The 20,903-nt window shown below is 51.2% G+C and carries 19 protein-coding genes; 6 read left to right on the top strand and 13 right to left on the bottom strand.

Annotation, left to right across the window (positions count from 1 at the left end):
• Positions 1 to 8: 8 nt before the first annotated feature.
• On the bottom strand, positions 9 to 653 hold the full coding sequence (locus HV350_RS16785; RefSeq protein WP_016152294.1) for an aldolase: 645 nt from the start codon (positions 651 to 653) through the stop codon (positions 9 to 11).
• A complete protein-coding gene (otnK, locus tag HV350_RS16780; RefSeq protein ID WP_181628961.1) occupies positions 650 to 1,906 on the bottom strand; it encodes a 3-oxo-tetronate kinase in 1,257 nt (418 codons plus the stop codon). Before otnK ends, HV350_RS16785 begins: the two co-directional genes overlap by 4 nt.
• Positions 1,907 to 2,278: 372 nt before the next feature.
• Here otnK and HV350_RS16775 point away from each other — a divergent pair, with 372 nt between their 5' ends.
• Positions 2,279 to 3,172, top strand: a complete 894-nt coding sequence (locus HV350_RS16775) for a PocR ligand-binding domain-containing protein (protein WP_181628959.1) — start codon at positions 2,279 to 2,281, stop codon at positions 3,170 to 3,172.
• On the opposite strand, the gene cobA is transcribed toward HV350_RS16775, so the two are convergent.
• A complete protein-coding gene (gene cobA / locus HV350_RS16770) occupies positions 3,151 to 3,939 on the bottom strand; it encodes a uroporphyrinogen-III C-methyltransferase (protein ID WP_181628957.1) in 789 nt (262 codons plus the stop codon). The two genes, HV350_RS16775 and cobA, sit on opposite strands and share 22 nt — an antisense overlap.
• 405 nt (positions 3,940 to 4,344) lie before the next feature.
• Here cobA and HV350_RS16765 point away from each other — a divergent pair, with 405 nt between their 5' ends.
• Positions 4,345 to 5,247, top strand: coding sequence for a LysR substrate-binding domain-containing protein (locus tag HV350_RS16765; RefSeq protein WP_016152298.1), 903 nt, complete (start codon positions 4,345 to 4,347; stop codon positions 5,245 to 5,247).
• 82 nt (positions 5,248 to 5,329) lie between these two features.
• On the opposite strand, the gene cobO is transcribed toward HV350_RS16765, so the two are convergent.
• The 10 genes from cobO to glmS form a co-directional block, all read right to left on the bottom strand.
• Positions 5,330 to 5,932 carry a cob(I)yrinic acid a,c-diamide adenosyltransferase gene (gene cobO / locus HV350_RS16760; protein ID WP_016152299.1) on the bottom strand — a complete coding sequence of 201 codons (603 nt, stop codon included), beginning with the start codon at positions 5,930 to 5,932 and terminating at the stop codon, positions 5,330 to 5,332.
• Positions 5,933 to 5,941: 9 nt separating this feature from the next.
• The gene (locus HV350_RS16755; protein WP_016152300.1) at positions 5,942 to 7,594 is read right to left on the bottom strand and encodes a class I fumarate hydratase; all 1,653 of its coding nucleotides are present in this window, start codon (positions 7,592 to 7,594) and stop codon (positions 5,942 to 5,944) included.
• Positions 7,595 to 7,652: 58 nt separating this feature from the next.
• Positions 7,653 to 8,654 carry a glutaminase A gene (gene glsA / locus HV350_RS16750; RefSeq protein ID WP_181628956.1) on the bottom strand — a complete coding sequence of 334 codons (1,002 nt, stop codon included), beginning with the start codon at positions 8,652 to 8,654 and terminating at the stop codon, positions 7,653 to 7,655.
• Between the two features lie 125 nt (positions 8,655 to 8,779).
• Complete coding sequence (locus HV350_RS16745) at positions 8,780 to 10,084, bottom strand: dicarboxylate/amino acid:cation symporter (protein WP_016152302.1); 1,305 nt, start codon at positions 10,082 to 10,084, stop codon at positions 8,780 to 8,782.
• Between the two features lie 168 nt (positions 10,085 to 10,252).
• Positions 10,253 to 10,570 (bottom strand): DUF4387 domain-containing protein, encoded by a 318-nt coding sequence (locus HV350_RS16740; protein ID WP_016152303.1) that lies wholly within the window; start codon positions 10,568 to 10,570, stop codon positions 10,253 to 10,255.
• On the bottom strand, positions 10,567 to 11,937 hold the full coding sequence (locus HV350_RS16735; protein WP_016156013.1) for an acyclic terpene utilization AtuA family protein: 1,371 nt from the start codon (positions 11,935 to 11,937) through the stop codon (positions 10,567 to 10,569). Before HV350_RS16735 ends, HV350_RS16740 begins: the two co-directional genes overlap by 4 nt.
• Positions 11,938 to 11,940: 3 nt before the next feature.
• Positions 11,941 to 13,182 carry a methylaspartate ammonia-lyase gene (locus HV350_RS16730; protein WP_016152305.1) on the bottom strand — a complete coding sequence of 414 codons (1,242 nt, stop codon included), beginning with the start codon at positions 13,180 to 13,182 and terminating at the stop codon, positions 11,941 to 11,943.
• On the bottom strand, positions 13,182 to 14,627 hold the full coding sequence (locus tag HV350_RS16725; RefSeq protein WP_016156014.1) for a methylaspartate mutase subunit E: 1,446 nt from the start codon (positions 14,625 to 14,627) through the stop codon (positions 13,182 to 13,184). The genes HV350_RS16730 and HV350_RS16725 overlap by 1 nt, the downstream gene beginning before the upstream one ends.
• Positions 14,628 to 14,645: 18 nt before the next feature.
• Complete coding sequence (gene glmL, locus HV350_RS16720; RefSeq protein ID WP_016156015.1) at positions 14,646 to 16,034, bottom strand: methylaspartate mutase accessory protein GlmL; 1,389 nt, start codon at positions 16,032 to 16,034, stop codon at positions 14,646 to 14,648.
• Complete coding sequence (gene glmS, locus HV350_RS16715; protein WP_016152308.1) at positions 16,034 to 16,483, bottom strand: methylaspartate mutase subunit S; 450 nt, start codon at positions 16,481 to 16,483, stop codon at positions 16,034 to 16,036. The genes glmL and glmS overlap by 1 nt, the downstream gene beginning before the upstream one ends.
• Positions 16,484 to 17,700: 1,217 nt before the next feature.
• On the opposite strand from glmS, the gene cydA reads away from it, so the two are divergent.
• From cydA to ybgE, 4 genes are read left to right on the top strand one after another with little or no spacing between them, the layout of a single operon-like run.
• Entirely contained in the window at positions 17,701 to 19,269 is a 1,569-nt protein-coding gene (gene cydA, locus HV350_RS16710; protein ID WP_016152309.1) for a cytochrome ubiquinol oxidase subunit I, read from the top strand.
• A gap of 15 nt (positions 19,270 to 19,284) precedes the next feature.
• Positions 19,285 to 20,424: a cytochrome d ubiquinol oxidase subunit II gene (gene cydB / locus HV350_RS16705; RefSeq protein WP_047359469.1), complete on the top strand. Its 1,140-nt coding sequence runs from the start codon at positions 19,285 to 19,287 to the stop codon at positions 20,422 to 20,424.
• Positions 20,425 to 20,438: 14 nt separating this feature from the next.
• Entirely contained in the window at positions 20,439 to 20,552 is a 114-nt protein-coding gene (cydX, locus tag HV350_RS16700; protein ID WP_003022970.1) for a cytochrome bd-I oxidase subunit CydX, read from the top strand.
• Positions 20,552 to 20,845 (top strand): cyd operon protein YbgE, encoded by a 294-nt coding sequence (gene ybgE / locus HV350_RS16695; protein ID WP_095715203.1) that lies wholly within the window; start codon positions 20,552 to 20,554, stop codon positions 20,843 to 20,845. The genes cydX and ybgE overlap by 1 nt, the downstream gene beginning before the upstream one ends.
• Positions 20,846 to 20,903 lie beyond the last annotated feature (58 nt).

The following is a 20,903-nucleotide window of genomic DNA, read 5'->3' as shown; positions in this document are numbered from 1 at the left end:
ATGTCACCTCACGCTTGCCGGGAATGTTCAAGTTCGGCCACCGCTTCTTCTGAGAGCGGAACATAGCCAAGCGGTTTTAACGTCAGCCAGATGCGGGCGCTGTCTTCCAGTTCTTCGGCGTTAAACACCGCCTCACGCAGCGAGCGACCGCTTACTACCGGCCCGTGATTGGCCAGCAGCGCGGCCGTATGGTCTGCCGCGATTTCACTCAGTGCGCTGGCAATGCCTTCATGGCCAGGCTTGAAATAGGGCAGCAGCGGTAACTGCCCGACGCGCATCACATAGTACGGTGTTAACGGCGGCAGGCAGTTTTTCGGCGTGGTGCACGGCAGGCAGGAGAGCGCGGTCAGCCATGGAGAATGCAGGTGCACGACCGCGCCGCAGGATGGCCGATGTCGATACCACGCCAGATGCATGGGCACCTCTTTTGAGGGTTTGTCGCCGCTAAGATGAACGCCGTTGGCATCCAGCCGACTTAGCGTGGCAGGATCAAGCTCGCCCAGACAAGAGTTGGTCGGGGTCACCAGATAGCCGCCATCTGGCATTTTGACGCTAAGATTGCCGGAACCGCCGCTGCTGTAACCGCGCATAAACAGGGAACGGCCATAGTGGACGAGTAGTTCGCGCAGTTGGTGTTCACTCACCGAATTCATAATGCGTACTCCTGGGCAGTAAAAAAGAAATCGTCGTCACCAAAGTTGCCTGACTTCAGCGCCAGCGCCAGACCGGAGGAAAATACCCACGGCACGCCTGGCGCAATGGCTTTGCCGACGGACAGACGCTTCACCTGCAAGGCTTCCACAACGGTGCCGGAGGTTTCTCCGCCCGCGACGATAAAGGTGTTTACACCCGCAGTCCGTAGCTTTGTGCTCAGCCGGGCAAAAGCGTGTTCGATTGCCTGGCTGGCGGCCTGTTCGCCGTGCTCCTGTTGAATACGTTTGAGTACGTCTGGCGGCTGGGTGGCGTATATCAATGGCGCTAATGGGTCGCTGATATGTGTCATCGCCCAGGCGCTCAGTTCATCGGTGTAGCGTTCGGCATCAGACAGGCAGCGGGACACATCAAGCAAACGAGACGCTGCCGCGGCCTTATAGCGATTAACCTGACGATTGCTCATTGCCGAACAGCTACCGGAGAACACCACCGTTTTGGCAGGCAGTGGAAAAGAGTCCGGCGGCATGGATTGCTGGCCTCCGCTGCAGGCGGCCAGCGCGCCGCCGAGCCCGGAGCCCCCGGCTAACAGAGGGCTGGCATGGAGAGCTTGCGCCAGTGTGTTGAGATCTGCTTCATCCAGCGTATCGACGATAACGTGACGCGTACCTTCAGCCTGAAGTTGGGCCAGGGCGTAAGTGACCGCTTCCACACCTTGACGCAGGGTCGTGAGGTTGATGCAACCAACCGCGCCTGGCGTTTGCGCGCTTAGCAGGCGCGGCAGGCTGGCATCGTTCATTGGATTGAGCGGATGCTTTTCCATCCCGGATTCGTTAAGCAGTACACCGTGTACAAAAAGATGACCATGCACCACCGTGCGTCCGTTTTGCGGCAGAGCGGGGCAGTGGACGATCAGCGGAACCTGCAGGTCGTTCATCAATGCATCGCTGACCGGGCCAATATTGCCTGTTGGCGTGGAGTCAAACGTCGAACAATATTTAAAATAAATCTGGCGGACACCTGCATTTTGTTTCAGCCAGCGGGCACAGGCCTGGGATTGGGCGACGGCCTGTTCTGCGGGTAATGAGCGGCTTTTCAGCGAGATGACGATAGCGTCAACCTCTTCATTCCAGCATTGCGCGGTATCGGGCATACCGGGCAGAAGCGCGACGCGCCACCCCTGCTGCGCCATAAAGCTTGCAATGTCCGTTGCGCCGGTAAAATCGTCGGCGATAACGCCTGTGGTGACGGCCATGGATCAACTCCGTTCAGATTGTTTGCTAATTGAACATATTATTCAGGAGGGCCTTTCACATTCACATGATGATTATCACAAATAAGCACATCATCAATTCAGATTAAAAACGGGTAATTTATTGAAAATAATGAAGTTAGGTGTTGAGTGTTGCGAAAAGAGTCTCACAAGAGAGTGTGAAGATTCGTTAATCTTTGAGAAAGCGGAGTCGGCGGTGTGCTGCAGAGTATTATCGTGGTCGCTATAATTTTCTTGCCAATTGATCATAATCATCTGCACAAATGAGATTATTTTTTGCGGTGAGCATCATTCTTTCCTGAGGCTAATTTTTGCATATTAGCGGCCTTAATATTGTTAATGCCGGAGGATAACGTGCCGCTGAAAATCCAGGATGACTATTTACACCGTTTTTTCTCTATCGCAGAACTCTTCTCCCGAGCCACTGGGTTAGCCACAGTCGTCGTTGATATTAACGGTATAGCGTTGTCTGAATGTCATAATTTTAATTCGTTTTGCACATTTATGCATGCGGATGAGCGCTATCGAGCAGGTTGCCAAAAGTGCGACAAGTACTGCGCTTTTGAGGCATTAAAACAGCTTAAACCCAGAATACTCACCTGTCATGCAGGGCTAAGCCTGTTCTCGATGCCATTAATTCATGAGGGACACCTTTACGGTTTTATTATCTGCGGGCAGGTGCGGGTAAAGTATCAGGAATATAAAACTATCGCTATTGATAACAAAAACTCATGGATTAATAACCCCGAAATTAAAGCTGAGTGGGGCCAGTCTGCGATGGTGGATAATAATGTACTGGTGGCGTCAGCAAATTTGTTAAGTTTTATTGTTGATAATTTTGAGAAAGAACAATTGATCTCTGAGAAGATTGTAGTTCCGGCAACCCGTTACGCTCATCATTATTTCACTGAGCCTTCACGCCACGAGAAAAAACTTATGGCGGCGCTGCGTTATATTGACGAAAATTTGTATGGTGAATTGTCTTTGGAATCTGTCGCGGCTCATGTGTGCTTAAGCGCGAACTATTTCAGCCGGTTTTTCAAGAAACGCCAGGGTGTTAATTTTAAAACCTGGGTGAGTCAGAAAAAAATGCAAAAAGCAGGGGAGTTATTACACGATCCGCTTCATTCCATAGACAGTATTGCCAGGAAACTGCAATACGCGCAAACCAGTTACTTTTGCCGCGTTTTCCGGGCGGCGCATCAAACGTCGCCCCAGTCTTTTCGTCACGCCAGACTTTCGCAGTAAAGATTGTCTGGCAGCGTGATGGCTTCAGGTATAAAAGAGAGTCGATCGCTCAGGGTCACCATATCTCCGATTACAATCAGCGCCGGTGGAACAATATTCGCTTCCTGCGCCTTGCTCAATAATGAACCGAGCGTGCAGGTCAGGCGGCGTTGATTTTCTCGGGTCGCGGACATAATTAGCGCGGCGGGCGTGTCTGCTGATTTCCCGCCCATCAACAGCTCTTCACAGATAAACGCCAGATTGGCGATACCCATGACGATGACCAACGTGCCGTTAAGTTTCGCCAGTTGACGCCAGTCCTGCTGCTGATTGCCTTCCCGCGTGTGGCCAGTCACCACGTGAAAGCCGGAGGCAAAATCGCGATGCGTCACCGGGATACCGGCATAGGTCAGGCCGCCAATCGTAGAACTAATACCCGGTACAACTTCAAAAGGGATGCCCATTTCAACCAGATCCTCAACTTCTTCAGCCCCACGGCCAAATACATACGGATCGCCACCTTTGAGGCGCACAATGTTGTGGTGTGTTTGGGCATACTGGACCAGCAGTGCGTTGATTTCATCCTGGGGAACGCAATGGAAGCCTGGATTTTTGCCGACATTGATAAGCAGGCAGTCAGGTAATGCCCATTCCAAAATTTTAGGATTGACCAGCCTATCGTAAATAATGACGTCGGCCTGTTTAATGCAGATCATTGCTTTGAGGGTCAGTAATGAAATATCACCAGGACCTGCTCCAACGAGCCAGACCTTTCCGAAAGTTTTCACAATGTGTCCTTTATCACGTCTGTCAAAAAATGGCACAAACGACATCAATAAATGATTAAAAGCAGTCGTTTGCCCGTAAGTTATAACGTGAAATTATCCAGGATTAGCGCATGGATAATATTGATTAATCTCGCAAAGTTTTTTCTGCAATAAACAAGAAGACTTGAAAAATTATTAAGAACTTATTGGCACTATTTACTTAGGTTTAACCTTATTTAAATTGTGTTTATTGTTGTGCTTGAGTATTATTGGTTAATATTTATCCGCCATCAGTGTGAGCAAATCATGGATTGGATCAATGACATCAATGGAGAAAATAAAATATAACTCTCGGTGCTTATCTGGGTGCCTTGAATTATTTTTTATAAATTAAACTATTTTTGTACGCTGCATATGGAAGAGGTTATGAGAGGAAAAATACCCAAGACGGAGTTGCTGGTAACTTTTGAAGTGGTTGCGCGTCACGAAAGTTATACCCGGGCAGCTGAAGAGTTGGCGTTAACACAAAGTGCTGTTTTCCGCCAGGTGAATGCACTGGAGGATTTTCTTAATACCGCGCTATTTAATCATGCCAAAAAACGTATTTTTTTAAATGCGGCCGGCAAACACTATTTAAGTATCGTTAAAGAAACGTTAAATAAACTCGAGCGCGATACGACCACAATAATGACCTGGCAACCGACCGTACAGGTTATTGAGCTGGCGGTAAATCCGACGTTCAGTACGCATTGGTTGATCCCCAACCTGCGCGAGTTTAACAAACTCAATCCTGATATTATCGTGAACATCCATTCGCTGGCGAATATCGGTGATTTTCTTAATCGTGAGTATGATGCGGCAATTATGCGCGAAGATTTCTACTCACCGTGGTCAGAGGTTGAGTACCTGTTTGAAGAGGAAATTCTGCCAGTTTGCAGCCGCTGTCTGCTGGCTGAACCGGAACGGAAACTGTCAGTCCACGAACTGCTGAACGAATACCCGCTGTTGCACCAGAGTACGCGAATCAAAGGCTGGCAGGAATGGTTTGCGCTGTCCAACGTCAGCAGCCCGCTGGTAAATAAAGGCCCGAGATTTGATCTGTTGTCGATGTTGATTGCGGCGGTCCGTTCTAATCTGGGGGTTGCGCTGCTTCCTCGTTTTGCCATTCAGCACGATCTGGACAATGGTGATATGGTCATTCCTTGCGATGTTCCGATGCGCACCGGGAACCGTTTCATTATGACGTGGCGTGAAGAGAAATCGGAGTCTGCGCATTTACAGACATTTCGTAACTGGTTGCTCAGTAAGTCCGTGGTGTCGGCTACCTGATGGTGGTTTGCGCTTTATCAGGCCTACAAAGATTGGTAGGCCGGATAAGACGCGTTAGCATCGTTATCCGGCAAAAGAACGGCTACCAGTCGATTCCAATCTGTGCCTGAATCCCGCGGTCAAACGCGTGCTTGACCGGGCGAATTTCACTGACCGTATCGGCCAGTTCCAGTAACAGCGCATGGCATCCGCGCCCGGTCACGATGACGCTTTGCTCCACAGGGCGATTTTCGATGGCGCTGATAACCTCCTGGGTGTCCAGATAGTGGTAAGCCAGCATGTAGGTGAGCTCATCCAACACCACCAGATCGTACTGCGGATCAGCCAGCATGCGCTTACTTTCCTGCCAGACTACCGTTGCCGCCTCGATATCCGCTTGCCGATTTTGGGTTTCCCAGGTAAATCCGGTGCCCATAATATGAAATTCGACACCGAGCGGTTGCAGCGTGTTGTACTCGCCATTATCCCACTGGCCTTTAATAAACTGCGCGATGCCAACGGTTTTTCCGTGACCAACCGCGCGCGTTGCCGTACCAAAGGCTGCGGTGGATTTTCCTTTACCGTTGCCGGTGAAGACAATCAGGATCCCTTTCTTCTCCGTTGCCGCCGCCACGCGGGTATCAACCTGTTCTTTCAGTTTCTGCTGACGCTGGCGGTGTCTGTCATTATTGGCTCGCGCTTCCATGGTGACTCCTTAATGTCCTGCCGGACAGGTTGCGCAGCGATGCTGCTGCTCAAACTGGCTAAAGAAGTTATTGCCTTTGTCATCCACTAATACGAAGGCCGGCATATTTTTAACTTCCATCATCCACACCGCTTCCATTCCGAGCTCGGGATATTCAAGGCAGTGCAGGCTCTTCACGTACTGCTGCGCCAACAAGGCTGCGGCGCCGCCAATGCTGCCAAGGTTAAAACCACCATGTTTGCGACACGCATCCGTGACTTGCGCGCTGCGGTTGCCTTTCGACAACATGATCAGACTGCCGCCCGCGGCCTGGAAAGCATCGACGTAACCGTCCATGCGCCCGCCGGTTGTAGGACCGAGCGAACCGCAGGCCAGATTACTGGGGGTTTTAGCCGGGCCCGCGTAATAGACGATATGGTTTTTCATGTAATCTGGCATCGGTTCGCCGTTATCCAGGCGCTCTTTGATTTTGGCATGCGCGATATCGCGAGCCACAACAATCGGGCCGTTTAACGATAAACGCGTCCCAATTGGCAGAGTGGTGAGATCCTGCAGGATCTCGCGCAACGGACGATTCAGATCCAGTTGTACGGTCTGAGCGCCATTTTCCACCCGCTGCGAATCGGGAATAAATTTGCCCGGATTATGCTCGAGTTTCTCCAGCCAGATTCCGTGTTTGTTGATTTTGGCCTTGATGTTGCGGTCGGCTGAGCAGGAGAGAGCCATGGCGATAGGGCAGGAGCCGCCGTGGCGTGGCAGGCGGATCACCCGGATATCGTGGGCAAAGTATTTGCCGCCAAACTGCGCGCCGATGCCAAACTCGCGGCTGGCGTTGAGCAGCTCGGCTTCCAGCGCCGTATCGCGGAATGCCTGACCCAGTTCATTCCCGCTGGTGGGCAGGTTATCGTAATATTTAGTTGAAGCCAGTTTAGCAACTTTCAGCGTCTGGTCGGCGGACAAGCCTCCAACGACGAAAGCGATGTGATACGGCGGGCAGGCGGCTGTACCCAGTGATTTCATTTTTTCGATCAGAAACGCGGTGAGCTTTTCCGGCTGCAGAATAGATTTGGTTTCCTGGAACAGCGCCGCTTTGTTAGCAGAGCCGCCGCCTTTGTTGACGAACAGGAAACGGTATTCATTACCCGGCGTGGCGCTGATGTCGATTTGCGCCGGCAGGTTAGTCTGTGTATTGACCTCGGTATACATGTCCAGCGGGGCATTTTGCGAGTAACGCAGGTTGTTTTCGGTGAAGGTGGTGTACACGCCTTTGCTTAATGCTTCTGCGTCATCGCCGCCGGTCCAGACATGCTGTCCTTTGCAGGCCACAATGGTTGCCGTCCCGGTATCCTGGCAGTTGGGCAGGACGCCTTTGGCCGAAACCTCAGCATTGCGTAGCAGTTGCAATGCGACGTACTTATCGTTACTGCTGGCCTGCGGATCGTGCAGAATGCTGGCTATCTGTTTTAAATGTCCGGCGCGCAGGAAAAATGAAGCCTCATAAAATGCCTGCTGGGCTAATAAGGTTAGCGCTTCTGGCGCAACCTTAATCACTTCCTCTCCGTCTAACTCCGTTACCGCAACGTGCTGGTTACTCAGTAATTCATATTCGGTATTATCTTTACTCTGAACAAAGAGTTCCTGCCAGACAAATGGTTTAGACATGTTTACATCTCACCTTTTAGTTAATATGTCGGATGGCGCTCACGCCATCCGTAATTGCTTAATGCGCTAAAAAGACATTGGCTTTTGTCGCCTCGGCGACATATTCGATCGTTTTCTGGGCGCGAACGCTGTTACCGGCTTCATCCAGCGGCGGAGAATAGACGGCAATCGCATATTCGCCCGGGACAACGGCGACCATGCCGCCGCCGACGCCGCTTTTTGCCGGGATGCCCACGGTGTAGAGCCATTTACCGCTGCCGTCGTATAGTCCGGCAATCGCCATTTCTGCCAGTACCTGCGGAACATATTTTTCATTCAGCAACTGCTTGCCGTTGAATGGAGATTTGCCTTTGTTCGCCAGTACCGCCCCCATTTTGGCCAGTTGCTCAACGGTGACATCCACCGAGCACTGACGGGTATAAATTTCGACAGCTTCGTCGGTATTGCCATAGAAGCTGTTATAGGATTCCATCAGCTTCGCCAGCGCCTGATTGTGCTGGTTGGTTTCCATCTCGGATTTAAAGACCGGCTCATTAACCGTGAGTGTGGCGTCGGCCCAGACGTTCAGGTTGTCGAGGATTTTGTTCCAGCGATCGGTTTTGTCTTTGGCTTCAATCAGGCTAACGGTGCTCATCGCCCCGGCGTTTACCAGCGGGTTCTCAGGCGCGCCTTTGGTCAGCTCAACCGCTAAACCGGAGTTGAAGGGCATGCCGGTGGCATTGGCCCCGAGTTTGTCCAGCACCACCTGAGGGCCGTGCTGTTCCATGGCGAGCGCCATGGTGAAGACTTTGCTCAGGGATTCCATGGGGAAGGGTTTGTTAACATCGCCAACCTGGTAGATCTTGCCGTCCACCGTGGCAATGGTGATGGCAAAGTTATTCGGGCTGTAGGTCGCCAGGGCAGGGATGTAGTCGGCGACTTTTCCATCGTGGTTACTTTTATATTTTTGATGTGCCTGGTCGATAAGCTTTGCGTAATCCGGCGTGGTTTGCGCGAGAATCGTTGCGCTGAACAAAACGCTGAAGGAAAAAATACTCACGCCGAGAAGAGTTTTAGTCATGGTGCAATCCTGTTGGTGTGCTCATCATGGTGCCGGATGGCGGCTTACCGCCTTATCCGGCCAACGGATAGTTAAACGTTATGTAGGCCGGATAAACGCAAGCTTCATCCGGCAATAACGTGGTATCAGGACAACGCGACTTCTGTTTCGGTAACCGGACGTTCTTGTTCCGGGGTCTTCACTGGTGCAGTGCCACGACAACCCTGGCCGAAGTGTTCACCTTCCCAGCGACCTACAATGGCAGCACCCATTGCGTTACTCATGACGTTGGTAGCAGAACGACCCATATCGAGGAACGGATCGACGCCCATCAACAGGATCAGACCAGCTTCAGGAATGTTGAACTGGTTCAGGGTTGCGGCGATAACCACCATTGATGCACGCGGTACGCCCGCCATCCCTTTAGAGGTCAGCATCAGGATTAACAGCATGGTAATTTGCTCGCCCATGCTCAGCTCAATGTTGCACGCCTGAGCAATAAAGACGGTGGCAAATGAGCAGTACGCCATGGAGCCGACCAGGTTAAAGGAGTAACCGATAGGCAGAACGAAGCTGGCGATTTTTGAAGAAACGCCGAATTTTTCCAGCTTGTCCAGGGTGCCAGGGAAGGCGGCTTCTGAGCTGGAGGTAGTAAAGGCCAGCAGTGCAGGCTCGAGGATTGATTTGGTCAAACGCGCGATGCAAGGCCCGACTATCATGGTTGACAGGCCAATCAGGATTGCCCACAGCATACCCAGGGTCAGATAGAATTCACCCATGAAGATCCCGGCACTGACCATTACACCCAGACCACGTTCGGCAATCAGACCAGAAATAGCGGCAAAAACGGTCAATGGTGCAAATAGCATGACGTAGCCCGTCAGCTTCAGCATCACGTGTACCAGTGAATCCAGAACCTTCACGATAGGCTCGGCTTTTTCACCAATCGCGGCCAGGCTGCAACCGAGGAAAATTGAGAACACCACGATCTGCAGAATTTCGTTACGCGCCATCGCATCGACAATACTGGTCGGTACCGCGTGCGAGATGAACACTTTCAGCGTGAATGGCTCTGACTTAACGGCGGCAACGGCCCCGACGTCATGTGGCACGAAGTTGATCCCCGCGCCTGGCTGGAAGATGTTAACGATAACCAGACCCAGTGCAATTGACACCAGAGAGGCGCAAATAAACAGGAAGAAGGTTTTCGAAAATATACGTCCCAGCGTTTTGGCATCGCCCATTTTGGCAATACCAACAACCAGAGTTGAAATAACCAATGGCGCGATAATCATTTTTACCATGCGTAAGAATATGGTGGTAAAAATAGAAATATCTGCTGCATAGGATTTTGCGGTTTCAGCCGCGGCCATATTATTTATGGCCACCCCGGCAATCATGCCGAGTATCAGGCCTAATATGATCATCTTCGTTAAACTTATTTTCTTCATGTGTACTCCATCGGATAAAGGCTGGTAATTGGAATTGTGTAGGGTGGCGTGCGCCTGAGCCTGGACTGCAGCTCAGACGCACGCCTGTTGTGACCAACCGCATGAATAATTCGAAGCACTGTGATACCGCTGAATTCTGTGCTCCAATGGTTGTTATTGTGTTTTTTGTTACAAGTCGAACTCAATACTTAATAATGGAGCGTGTTGCTGAGCACCATAAACATCATTATCACCGACGTTGCCGGAAATAATATCGCGCGGCATGACGATTTTTACGGCATTCGCCGGATCGAACCACACGATATTGTGAATGAAGTCAGGTTCAACATTATATAAACTGGCAATGAGCTGCGGTGTTAATTGCTCGCAGGCTTTTACCCGCTGATAGTCTTCCCTGGTTTTAAATAAAATATCTAAAACCAGTTCGTACGGTCCGGCGTTTTTGGAGCGAATAACCTGCGCCAGTGAACAAATTGAGTGTTTCATGCCTGAACTCCTTCTGGCGTCACCTGTTCAATGTGGAAATCAAATCGCAGCGCATCGCTCGCTTCAATCAGGTGATAGATCGAGAACTCATACACCGGTCCACTTTGAATATCAGATGGCGAGAACGGGAAGGCGAGGTTGCCCGCAGTCGCAATGCGATTTTCATAGCCGTAGTGCAGCAGGGTAGAGCGTACCAGCGAGCAAACGCTGTTGGCGATATCCTGCGTCGGCGCAACGACATCCAGTAAAATCCCCAGCTCATGACCGGCGGTTTTCATCGGTTCATGGTTGCCCATCACACCGTTCTTACCATACAGGTGGAACGTCATGCGGATACTGTCGTCATTCAGTGAGAGGTTACGCGCCACACTTGCTTGTACCTCTTCGAGAATGGTGTCAATCCCGGCAATCATAATTGGGTCGCGCGTTCCGGCGATGGTCAGGCAACGGAAGCCAACCTGACGCGCGCCTTCCAGTTTCAACGCATACGGTGTTTCTTCATGACGTGAACCACTGACATACACTTCGCCCTCGTTAACCTGGGTAAAGGTGCACGCTTTCAGGTTCAGCACGCCGCCTGGTCCTGGCAGGAAGTACGGATCGGACTTCTCATACAGGGTGTGCGCCGCAGCGGAAGTTTCAGTGAACTTACGCTTGGGATTGAACGCCTTCAGCGTAAAGCCGTTGTCATCAATGATCCCCATCGCACAATCTGAGCCGGAGCCAGGGGTGGCGGCAATGGCAGCACACTCAAGGATCTTCCCGCAATGAAGTGCCAGACCTTCATCAAAGCCCTGCATTATTGGCAGCGCGGCGAAGCAGGCCGGATCGTAGGCACGTCCGCCCAGCACCACCTGCGCGCCAGCTTCGAGCGCACGCTGAAAAGGCTCGACGCCCATCTGCGCGACAATGTAGGTGCTCTCTTCAATTGCATCGTGAGTCAGTTCAGGCACAAAATCGAGCGCGGTGATTTTGCCGTTATCCAGCGCCTGATGAACGATTTCTTTGTCGACATCAGACGGGATTAACGCCATTGAGAAGGACAGTTTTTCTTCCTGTGCGATCTCATGGATTATCTGGCGACACCACTCCAGATGCGGAGCTGCGCCAGAACCACCGGCCGTGCCGATCACTACCGGGATGTTGTTCTTCACGCCTGCCACGATCATATAGCGCAGATCGCGTTTCACACCGGCCCGGTCGGTAAAGGGTTTACCCGCCCCCAGATAGTGGGGGCCTGGATCGGAGGAACCTGCGTCAACAGCAATAAGATCCGGTGACTCTTCCATGGCTTTACGAAAACTTTCTTCCGGGAAGCCATAACCCAGGATAGCCGTAGGCGATAAGATCTTAAATGTGCGTGCCATCTCTTAATCCTTAGTTTGCAACAGCGCGATGGTGCGGTTCATTTCGTTAAACACGATGTTGAGACCTTCATCGAAACCCATACCCGGCTTGATCAGCATGCGCATTGGACGCGCAGCCAGCGCGACGTGTACGCAGGTACGCGCACTGATTTCCGTTTCGTTACAGGTACCACCCTGATAGGCTTCCATTCCGTGTTTGTTGCAATACAGCACCGCATCGACGATGTTGTGAATACCGCCCAGATCCGGGGTCTTGATCTGCACCATGTGGCAACTGCCCGCGTCGGTGAAGTCCACGATATCCTGATAGGTGTTACACCATTCATCCGCAACAATTTTCACGCCGGAACCCAGACGGGTAAGCTCCTGAGTGATCTCGGTGAGCATGCGGATCTGATCCGGCTTGTTACCGGCATCTACCGGGCCTTCAATGTACAGTGGCAGGCCTTGAGCTTCGGCTTCCAGGCTGGCGATATATTCGGCGCAACGCACCGGATCCATATCGAAGATCAGACCGATGGTGCCGTAGACATCAATATGCAGCGTCGGGTGATAGGTTTCGTTGGTGCGCAGGCTCAGGATGCGGTTAGACAACCAGCGGACGTACTCACGCAGTTTTTCGCCTTTGAAGCCCAGCTTCTCTTCTACGTTATTGATCAGCGCATGCGGCAGGACGTCCACACCTTTGAGGATCATCTTGTCGACGGCGATATAACGGTCGTCGCCGCTCTGGCCAAATAATGGAATGGCTTCCGGGACGCACGGCAGTTGCCATTCATCACAAACCACTTCTGCTTTCAGACGACCGGTAGCCAGTGCCGCCGCGTCGAGCAGCGCCTGAGACAGACCATAACGTACGGCGGTATGCAGTAGATGGCCGTCAATACGCAGTTCGTCAAAGAAACGGGCGTTGGTCAGGAACGAATCAACGTCACGGCCTTCCAGCAGCGGTTTGATGTGATCGTTAAGGAACGGAATGAAGTTTTCAGCCAGGAACAGCGGATCGCGTCCACCTGCACCTGAATATTGCACCGCTGCACAATCGCCCACCGCTACCGCGCCGTTTTCCAGAATCAGCTGTACGGATACGCATTCACCCGCCTGACGAACAGACGTAAATCCAGGCGTTACCGGAGCGCCGGTATAGATAAACCCGTCATGACCGGCGCCGTTTTTGATGGCCTGCTGATCGTCAAAATAAAATGAGGAGTAGCCAGCTGTGAAAAGGGCCTGTTTAATTTTCATTATGGTCTTCCTATTAATTTACTGTGGGATACGGCGTTGATGTCATCAATGACCATCTGGAAAGAAGGCTTGCGGCCTTCGAAATGCGCGCGCTCTGCGACGTAGTCGTGGTGCAGGGCGAGAATGTCTTTCGGCAGCGGAACGGCACCGGCTTCGAGAATACGGATGGCGCCTGTGTTATCGCGAACAGGCAGGATCTTACCGGCGTTACAGGCGGCAGGCGCGAAAGGTACATCCAGTACGCCTGCTTCAAAGGCCAGCACCGTACCGCGCGCAATGTCGCCATTGCCCAGTTCGAAGACTTTCTTCAGCACCGCGCGGACTTCGCTCTTAATCAGATCAACTTCCTGCTCCACGGCAGCGCACTGCGGGAATTTCTGGTCGCTGACCATGTTGAGCATCTGGCGTGAAGCTTTCAGACCCTGGGCGTTCGCTGCCGCCGTTGGGATACCGAACGCTTCGTGCGGGCTTTTGGTGATCACTTTGGTGGCACCTGACATACCGGCAACCGCTGCGCCCCAGGCGATAACGGAGAAGGCTTTTGCTTCATCTTCCGGGAATCCGCCCATCCACTGGTGGAAAACGGTACTCAGTTCGTAATCGTCGAAGCCGTGGTTATGGAAATATTCGTGGGAAAGTTCGCGCAGCGCCTGAATCGCTGCAATATCCTGCGTTAGGCTACCGACCTGGCCGTAGCCAACGGTAATTGACTTCACGCCTTGTTCCAGAGCCAAAAGACCTTCGATAATCGCCACCGAGTGGGACATAAATGGCGGGATCAGGGTGCCGGTCAGTGGGCCAAATGGTTCACGGTTGATACGAATACCGTTCTCTTCGTACAGGCCCATCAGGCGGTCGCAGTACTGCCAGTCGCGGATGGATTTTTCCAGAGTGACACGTTTAGCGTAAGGAATGTTGTAGGAGATGCCGCCGCCTTCGTAGCTGGTAAAGCCACTGGCCATGGCGATTTCTGCCAGCAGGCGCGCATCCGGCGTGCCGTGACGAACCTGGATCGGTTTTTCCAGCGCTTCAGTCATACGACGGCAGGCAGCAACCCCGTGATTGACGACCGGTAAACCATTCAGTTTAGAAGTACCTGCTTCGATAGATTTCTGGATCCCGACGGCGGCTTCTTCATAGCGGTTCAGACGGGTATAGGCATCGATCGTACTCGGCAGGAGGTCGCACTCTTCCTGCAATGTTTTGAGCAGCGCAATATGCTCATCCATTAATGCTACGCCTGCGCGCGGCTGGCTCAGGGTTTTCCCTTCCTGATCGGCCTTCAGCAGAGCAAGGGAGAAGCGCTTTTTATCCGGAATTGATTGCTGGTACTTCACGCCATCTTCGAAGTTCTCAACGTCTTTGCCGGTTTCCCAGGTTTGTAATACCTGATGCCTTTCGGTCATGAATTCGTCATGGGTCAATTTTTTATTTCGAAGTTCCATTCGTAGCTGCCTTAAGTTTTATAGGGTTAAACACTGAATGCTGGTGCGAGCAGCGGCTTGCGGGTACAGCCTGGCGACGTTTGCCAGTAGCGGGAGCAGGCCATTTGAATCGCGGTAATACTCAAACTGATTCGGTAACAAAATTCTTTTACCCTGGTCGTCCAGCTCCCGGTATTTGAGCCAGTTATGGATATCGAACTGGCTGGCGCGAGAGAGCCATCCCCCTGAACCGACGACTTTGCGTACGGTGGTGAGATCGCGACCCATCTGTAAATCCACGTTACCCACGCAGGTGCAAACCTGCTTTTTAGTGCCCGCGTGGCGCTCAGCGGCATAGCCCACGCACAAACCTGCCAGCAGGGTGTCGAAATACTTCTCCTCCTCGCTGAGCGGCAGGTAATCCGGTTGCCCAACCAGATGACGCAGGTAGCGGTAAAACGCTTCCTCGCGCTGCGGTTGTTGGGCGAAGATGACTTTCACCATATCCTGCGTGCTTTCTCCCACCACGACGGCGGAAACGCGCATTCCCAGGTCGCCTTCAACGGTACGTTTGACGAACGGTTCAGGAACACCATGCAGGACGGTATCGGGGGAGAGGGTATTCGCGCTGGCCGAATAGACATCCGTGGTGGCTCCGCCCATATCAATCAGCATGAATTCCTTCCATGCGCTGTCGTAATCGCTAATGGCTTTGACTAACTCATATACCGTCCATGGCGTCGGCATTGGCTCTTCGCCGGTTTCGCCGACGATGACGTCCAGACCTTTACCTTTGACAATGCGTGACAAGAACACATCGCAAATCGCCTGGCGCGCGGCAAACGGATTCGGGTGATCGAGGTCAGGCAGAATGTTGTCTACCGTGGTCAGATCTTTATGTCCCAGAATCGTTTGTATTTCGTCCTGAATGTCCCGGTTTCCGGCGTAGATAATGGCGCAATCAAGCGTTGAGCCTGCCAGCGCATGCGCATTCGCCAGGCCGTAGCTTTCTTCGCCACCGTCTGTACCGCCGGTAAACAACAGAATGTCTGGCGGTGATGATTCCAGCTCCTGGATGTCATGCCGGTTCAGTTTGTACGAATAATATTGCGCGATTTTCGCTCCTGCCGAATGGGCTGTAACTTTTGCTGATTCCAGCGTAATGGAAGGCACCAGCCCCATTGCTGCAACGGCGAGTCCACCCTTGGCCGAGGAGGAGTATTTCAACTGCACTTCACCACTTTTCAGTAACGGGCGAGCATCGGCAACGTTCAGCACCTGATTCAGGCTGGCAAAAAAACCGTCTGCCAGATGATGTGTGGTGGTTGGGGTCAGGACATGGTTTACCAGGGTTAATTCCTCGCCTTCATGGGCGAAGAGGGCAGCCTTGGTCCATGTCGAGCCGATATCGACAGAAACTGTTTGCATCAGATAGCCTCTTCCAGGCAACGCTGCTCGAGGCCATTGTGTTGGCGAATATCATTGGTGATAAGCGCGCAGACATCTTCCAGGTCGTGGCTCGGTGCGAAGACGCGGTTAAAACCCATCTCCTTAAACTTCACTTCCACATCGCCGAAGTCATGTTTACCAACTACCAGGTTGCCACCGACGTACAGCAGAATGTCGCCGAGGCCGCGTTCGATGCAGCGCTCACGTAACCCGAGGCAGTCAATGTCGCCATGACCGTAGATAGAGGACACCACGATGGCATCGGCGCCTGTTTCAATCGCGGCATCAATATATTCATCCTGGCTCACCATCACCCCGAGGTTGATTACGTGAAAATCATGAGCAGTAAAAACGCGATCCAGAACTTTATTACCTACTGCATGGCAGTCAGCACCGATGACGCCAATAACAAGTGTAGATTTCTTCATGGGTAATCCTCTGTAGGGCTGATGGTCAATAAGTGAAAATTATTTTCTAATATTTAGAACATGGCTTGTGACAACCTCTTAATAGGGTCGGAGTTTCTGTGTAAGCGGAAAAGGAAGCAATTGATCTATTTTCAAAATATCCTGCGCAAAATGATTGTTATATTTTTTATTTGTAAAAACCCTTGTTTATCAGGTTGTTGAATGTTGTTTTTGCGGCTTTTTTTAATTTACCAGGAAAATGACGAATAAATGACTTGCCATGTTTGTGATCGAAATCTTATTTTGTTGTGCGCCTCATTTATGCGTCATTTTTTATAATTTAAAAAATTACCTTTACTAAATAACTTGTGAACGGGATAACGGTTTTTTATTTTTTAATCTTATATGACATAATTATATTTTGTTAAATTTAAGATAAAAATGATAATGAATTGTTTGTGGCATATTTAAACGTTGCCACATAAGAGAAAAAGAGAAGTGAGTGATAACTTTCAGTGATGCTTTAAGCGAAACGCCTGCGCTGTGCTGAGGACGTCAAACCCAATGCGTCTGTCAATGAGGGACGCTTTCGCTTCCATTTGAGATAGTTACATCTTGGTGTTAATTATAAGTAAAATTTAAATGAATAATTTGTATGAAATAACAATTCCATGACTTGCTAAACAAAAAACTGTGAGCTACCCAGCAATAGTGACTCTTTATCTGCTGGCAATTCTGTCAATCGGGCGGGTTAAAAGATCGTGTAGATTTAAATAAATATCCTATCATTTGTAGTAACGGCAATTACTCATTGAAAAACATACCGTTAACATGGCGTTCACTAGTCGCCTGACTGTTAAACACTATTAACATTAAATTTGAAAATTGATTTAAATCAATGTTTAAAACTTGGTAAACAGCCTCAAAAGAGGTTAAATTGCTGCAGATCAAATTGGTCTGAAAGTGATAAATTAGCTATAAATTGATCACTATCGAAAAATGCAAATTTACCTCGATAAAAACCTGTTTATTGTAAGGATTTTACGGCGTAATATAATTGCGGGATCAATTTGAGTGTTTTATTAACATGTTTGTAACCTTTCATCATTGTCCTTTCTTCAATTGAGAAGAAAGAGCAGCGGCGGAGGGAAGCAGATAAATTTGTATTGGGGCATGCGTGTGACCCTTTCTAACGGGGTTCACTCTCGGAGTCTTCATGCGATGAGCAAGGAGTCATGATGTTAGATATAGTCGAACTGTCGCGCTTACAGTTTGCCTTGACCGCGATGTACCACTTCCTGTTTGTGCCACTGACGCTAGGTATGGCGTTCTTGCTGGCCATTATGGAAACGGTCTACGTCCTTTCCGGCAAACAGATTTATAAAGATATGACCAAGTTCTGGGGCAAGTTGTTTGGTATCAACTTCGCTCTGGGTGTGGCAACCGGTCTGACCATGGAGTTCCAGTTCGGGACTAACTGGTCTTACTACTCCCACTATGTAGGGGATATTTTCGGTGCGCCGCTGGCGATCGAAGGTTTGATGGCCTTCTTCCTCGAATCCACCTTTGTAGGTCTGTTCTTCTTCGGCTGGGACCGTTTGGGTAAAGTCCAGCATATGTGCGTCACCTGGCTGGTGGCCCTGGGTTCTAACCTGTCCGCACTGTGGATTCTGGTTGCGAACGGCTGGATGCAAAACCCAATCGCCGCGGATTTCAACTTTGAAACCATGCGCATGGAGATGCTGAGCTTCTCTGAACTGGTGCTCAACCCGGTAGCACAGGTGAAATTTGTTCACACTGTGGCATCTGGTTATGTTTGTGGCGCGATGTTCGTTCTGGGGATCAGCTCCTACTATATGCTGCGCGGTCGTGACTTCGCGTTTGCTAAACGTTCTTTTGCAATCGCCGCCAGCTTTGGTATGGCTGCTATTCTGTCTGTTATCGTTCTGGGTGATGAATCCGGTTACGAAATGGGCGACGTGCAGAAAACCAAACTCGCTGCTATTGAAGCAGAATGGGAAACGCAGCCTGCACCGGCTTCCTTTACCCTGTTCGGTATTCCGGACCAGGATGCGCAGGAAAACCATTTTGCGATTCAAATTCCTTATGCGCTGGGCATCATTGCCACCCGCTCTGTTGATACACCGGTCATTGGTCTGAAAGACCTGATGGTGCAGCACGAAGAGCGCATCCGTAACGGGATGAAAGCGTATCAACTGCTGGAAGAACTGCGTGCGGGTACTACCGATCAGGCCGTTCGCGACCAGTTCAACAGCATGAAGAAAGACCTGGGTTATGGTCTGCTGCTGAAACGCTATACGGATAACGTCACCGACGCGACCGAAGCGCAAATTCAGCAGGCAACGAAAGATTCTATTCCTCGCGTTGCGCCGCTGTACTTCGCTTTCCGTATTATGGTGGCGTGCGGCATTCTGATGCTGGCAATCATCGCAGTGTCCTTCTGGACCGTGATTCGTAACCGTATCGGTGAGAAAAAATGGCTGCTGCGCACCGCGCTGTATGCGATTCCTCTGCCGTGGATTGCCATTGAATCCGGTTGGTTTGTTGCAGAGTACGGCCGCCAACCGTGGGCGATTGGTGAAGTGTTACCAACAGCCGTAGCGAACTCTTCGCTGACCGCTGGCGACCTCATCTTCTCGATGCTGTTGATTTGCGGCCTGTATACCCTGTTCCTGGTGGCTGAACTGTATCTGATGTTCAAGTTCGCACGCCTTGGGCCGAGTAGCCTGAAAACCGGTCGTTATCACTACGAGCAGTCCACTGTGACTTCTCAGCCGGCACGCTAAGACAGGAGTCGTCAAATGATCGATTATGAAGTATTGCGTTTTATCTGGTGGCTGCTGGTTGGCATTCTGCTGATTGGTTTCGCGGTCACTGATGGCTTCGACATGGGGGTGGGCATGCTCACCCGTTTCCTCGGTCGTAATGATACCGAGCGTCGAATTATGATTAACTCCATCGCCCCGCACTGGGACGGTAACCAGGTTTGGCTCATCACCGCGGGTGGCGCACTGTTCGCTGCCTGGCCGATGGTGTATGCCGCTGCGTTCTCCGGTTTCTATGTGGCGATGATCCTGGTACTGGCGTCTTTGTTCTTCCGTCCGGTCGGTTTTGATTACCGCTCCAAGATTGAAGACATGCGCTGGCGCAACATGTGGGACTGGGGCATCTTCATTGGTAGCTTCGTTCCACCGCTGGTTATTGGCGTGGCGTTCGGCAACCTGCTGCAAGGGGTTCCGTTCCACGTAGACGACTACATGCGTTTGTACTACACCGGTAACTTCTTCCAGTTGCTGAATCCGTTTGGTCTGCTGGCGGGTGTCGTGAGTGTTGGGATGATCATCACCCAGGGCGCGACCTATCTGCAGATGCGTACGGTAGGTGAACTGCATCTGCGTGCGCGTACAACGTCGCAGGTTGCGGCACTGGTCACTATGGTCTGCTTCGCGCTGGCTGGTGTGTGGGTGATTTACGGTATTGACGGTTATGTTGTGACCTCAGCACTGGATCATCATGCCGCCTCTAACCCGCTGACCAAAGAAGTGGCTCGCGTGGCTGGCGCATGGATGGTGAACTTTAACAATGCACCTATCCTGTGGCTGGTTCCTGCACTGGGCGTGGTTCTGCCGCTGTTGACCATCCTGACTTCTCGTATGGAGAAAGGGGCATGGGCGTTCGTCTTCTCTTCACTGACGTTAGCCTGCATCATCCTGACGGCTGGTATCGCAATGTTCCCGTTTGTGATGCCATCCAGCACCATGATGAACGCAAGTCTGACCATGTGGGATGCAACGTCCAGCCAGCTGACGCTGAATCTGATGACGTATGTAGCTTGTGTGTTCGTTCCGATCATTCTGCTGTACACCGGCTGGTGTTACTGGAAGATGTTCGGTCGCATCACCAAAGAAGATATTGAAAGCAACACCCACTCTCTGTACTAAGTAAGGAGCTTAAAATGTGGTATTTCGCATGGATTTTGGGAACGCTTCTTGCCTGTGCATTTGGGATAATCACAGCGCTGGCGCTTGAGCACGTTGAATCAGGCAAAGCCGGACAAGAAGATAGCTGATGACCAACATTATCGCGATACAGTATAACGCGATGGATAAGCGCCCCTTGCGGGCGCTTTCCTTTGTGCTGGCAATCGTGTTGGCTGGCTGCATATTCTGGGATCCGTCACGTTTCGCGGCCAAAACCAGTGAGCTGGAAATCTGGCATGGTCTCCTGCTGATGTGGGCGGTCTGCGCAGGCATCATTCACGGCGTTGGTTTTCGTCCTCGCGCCGTACACTGGCAGGGCATTTTCTGCCCGCTAATCGCAGATATCGTCCTGGTTGTTGGTCTGATTTTCTTCTTCTTTTGAATAAGAAACATCCTTAAATATTTATGGGCTTGCATAAGCCCATAAATTTTTACTCTCC

The sequence above is a fragment of the Citrobacter sp. RHBSTW-01013 genome (assembly GCF_013781985.1).
GTDB classification, from domain to species: domain Bacteria; phylum Pseudomonadota; class Gammaproteobacteria; order Enterobacterales; family Enterobacteriaceae; genus Citrobacter; species Citrobacter braakii.
This window is presented reverse-complemented; position numbering and strand designations above follow the sequence as displayed.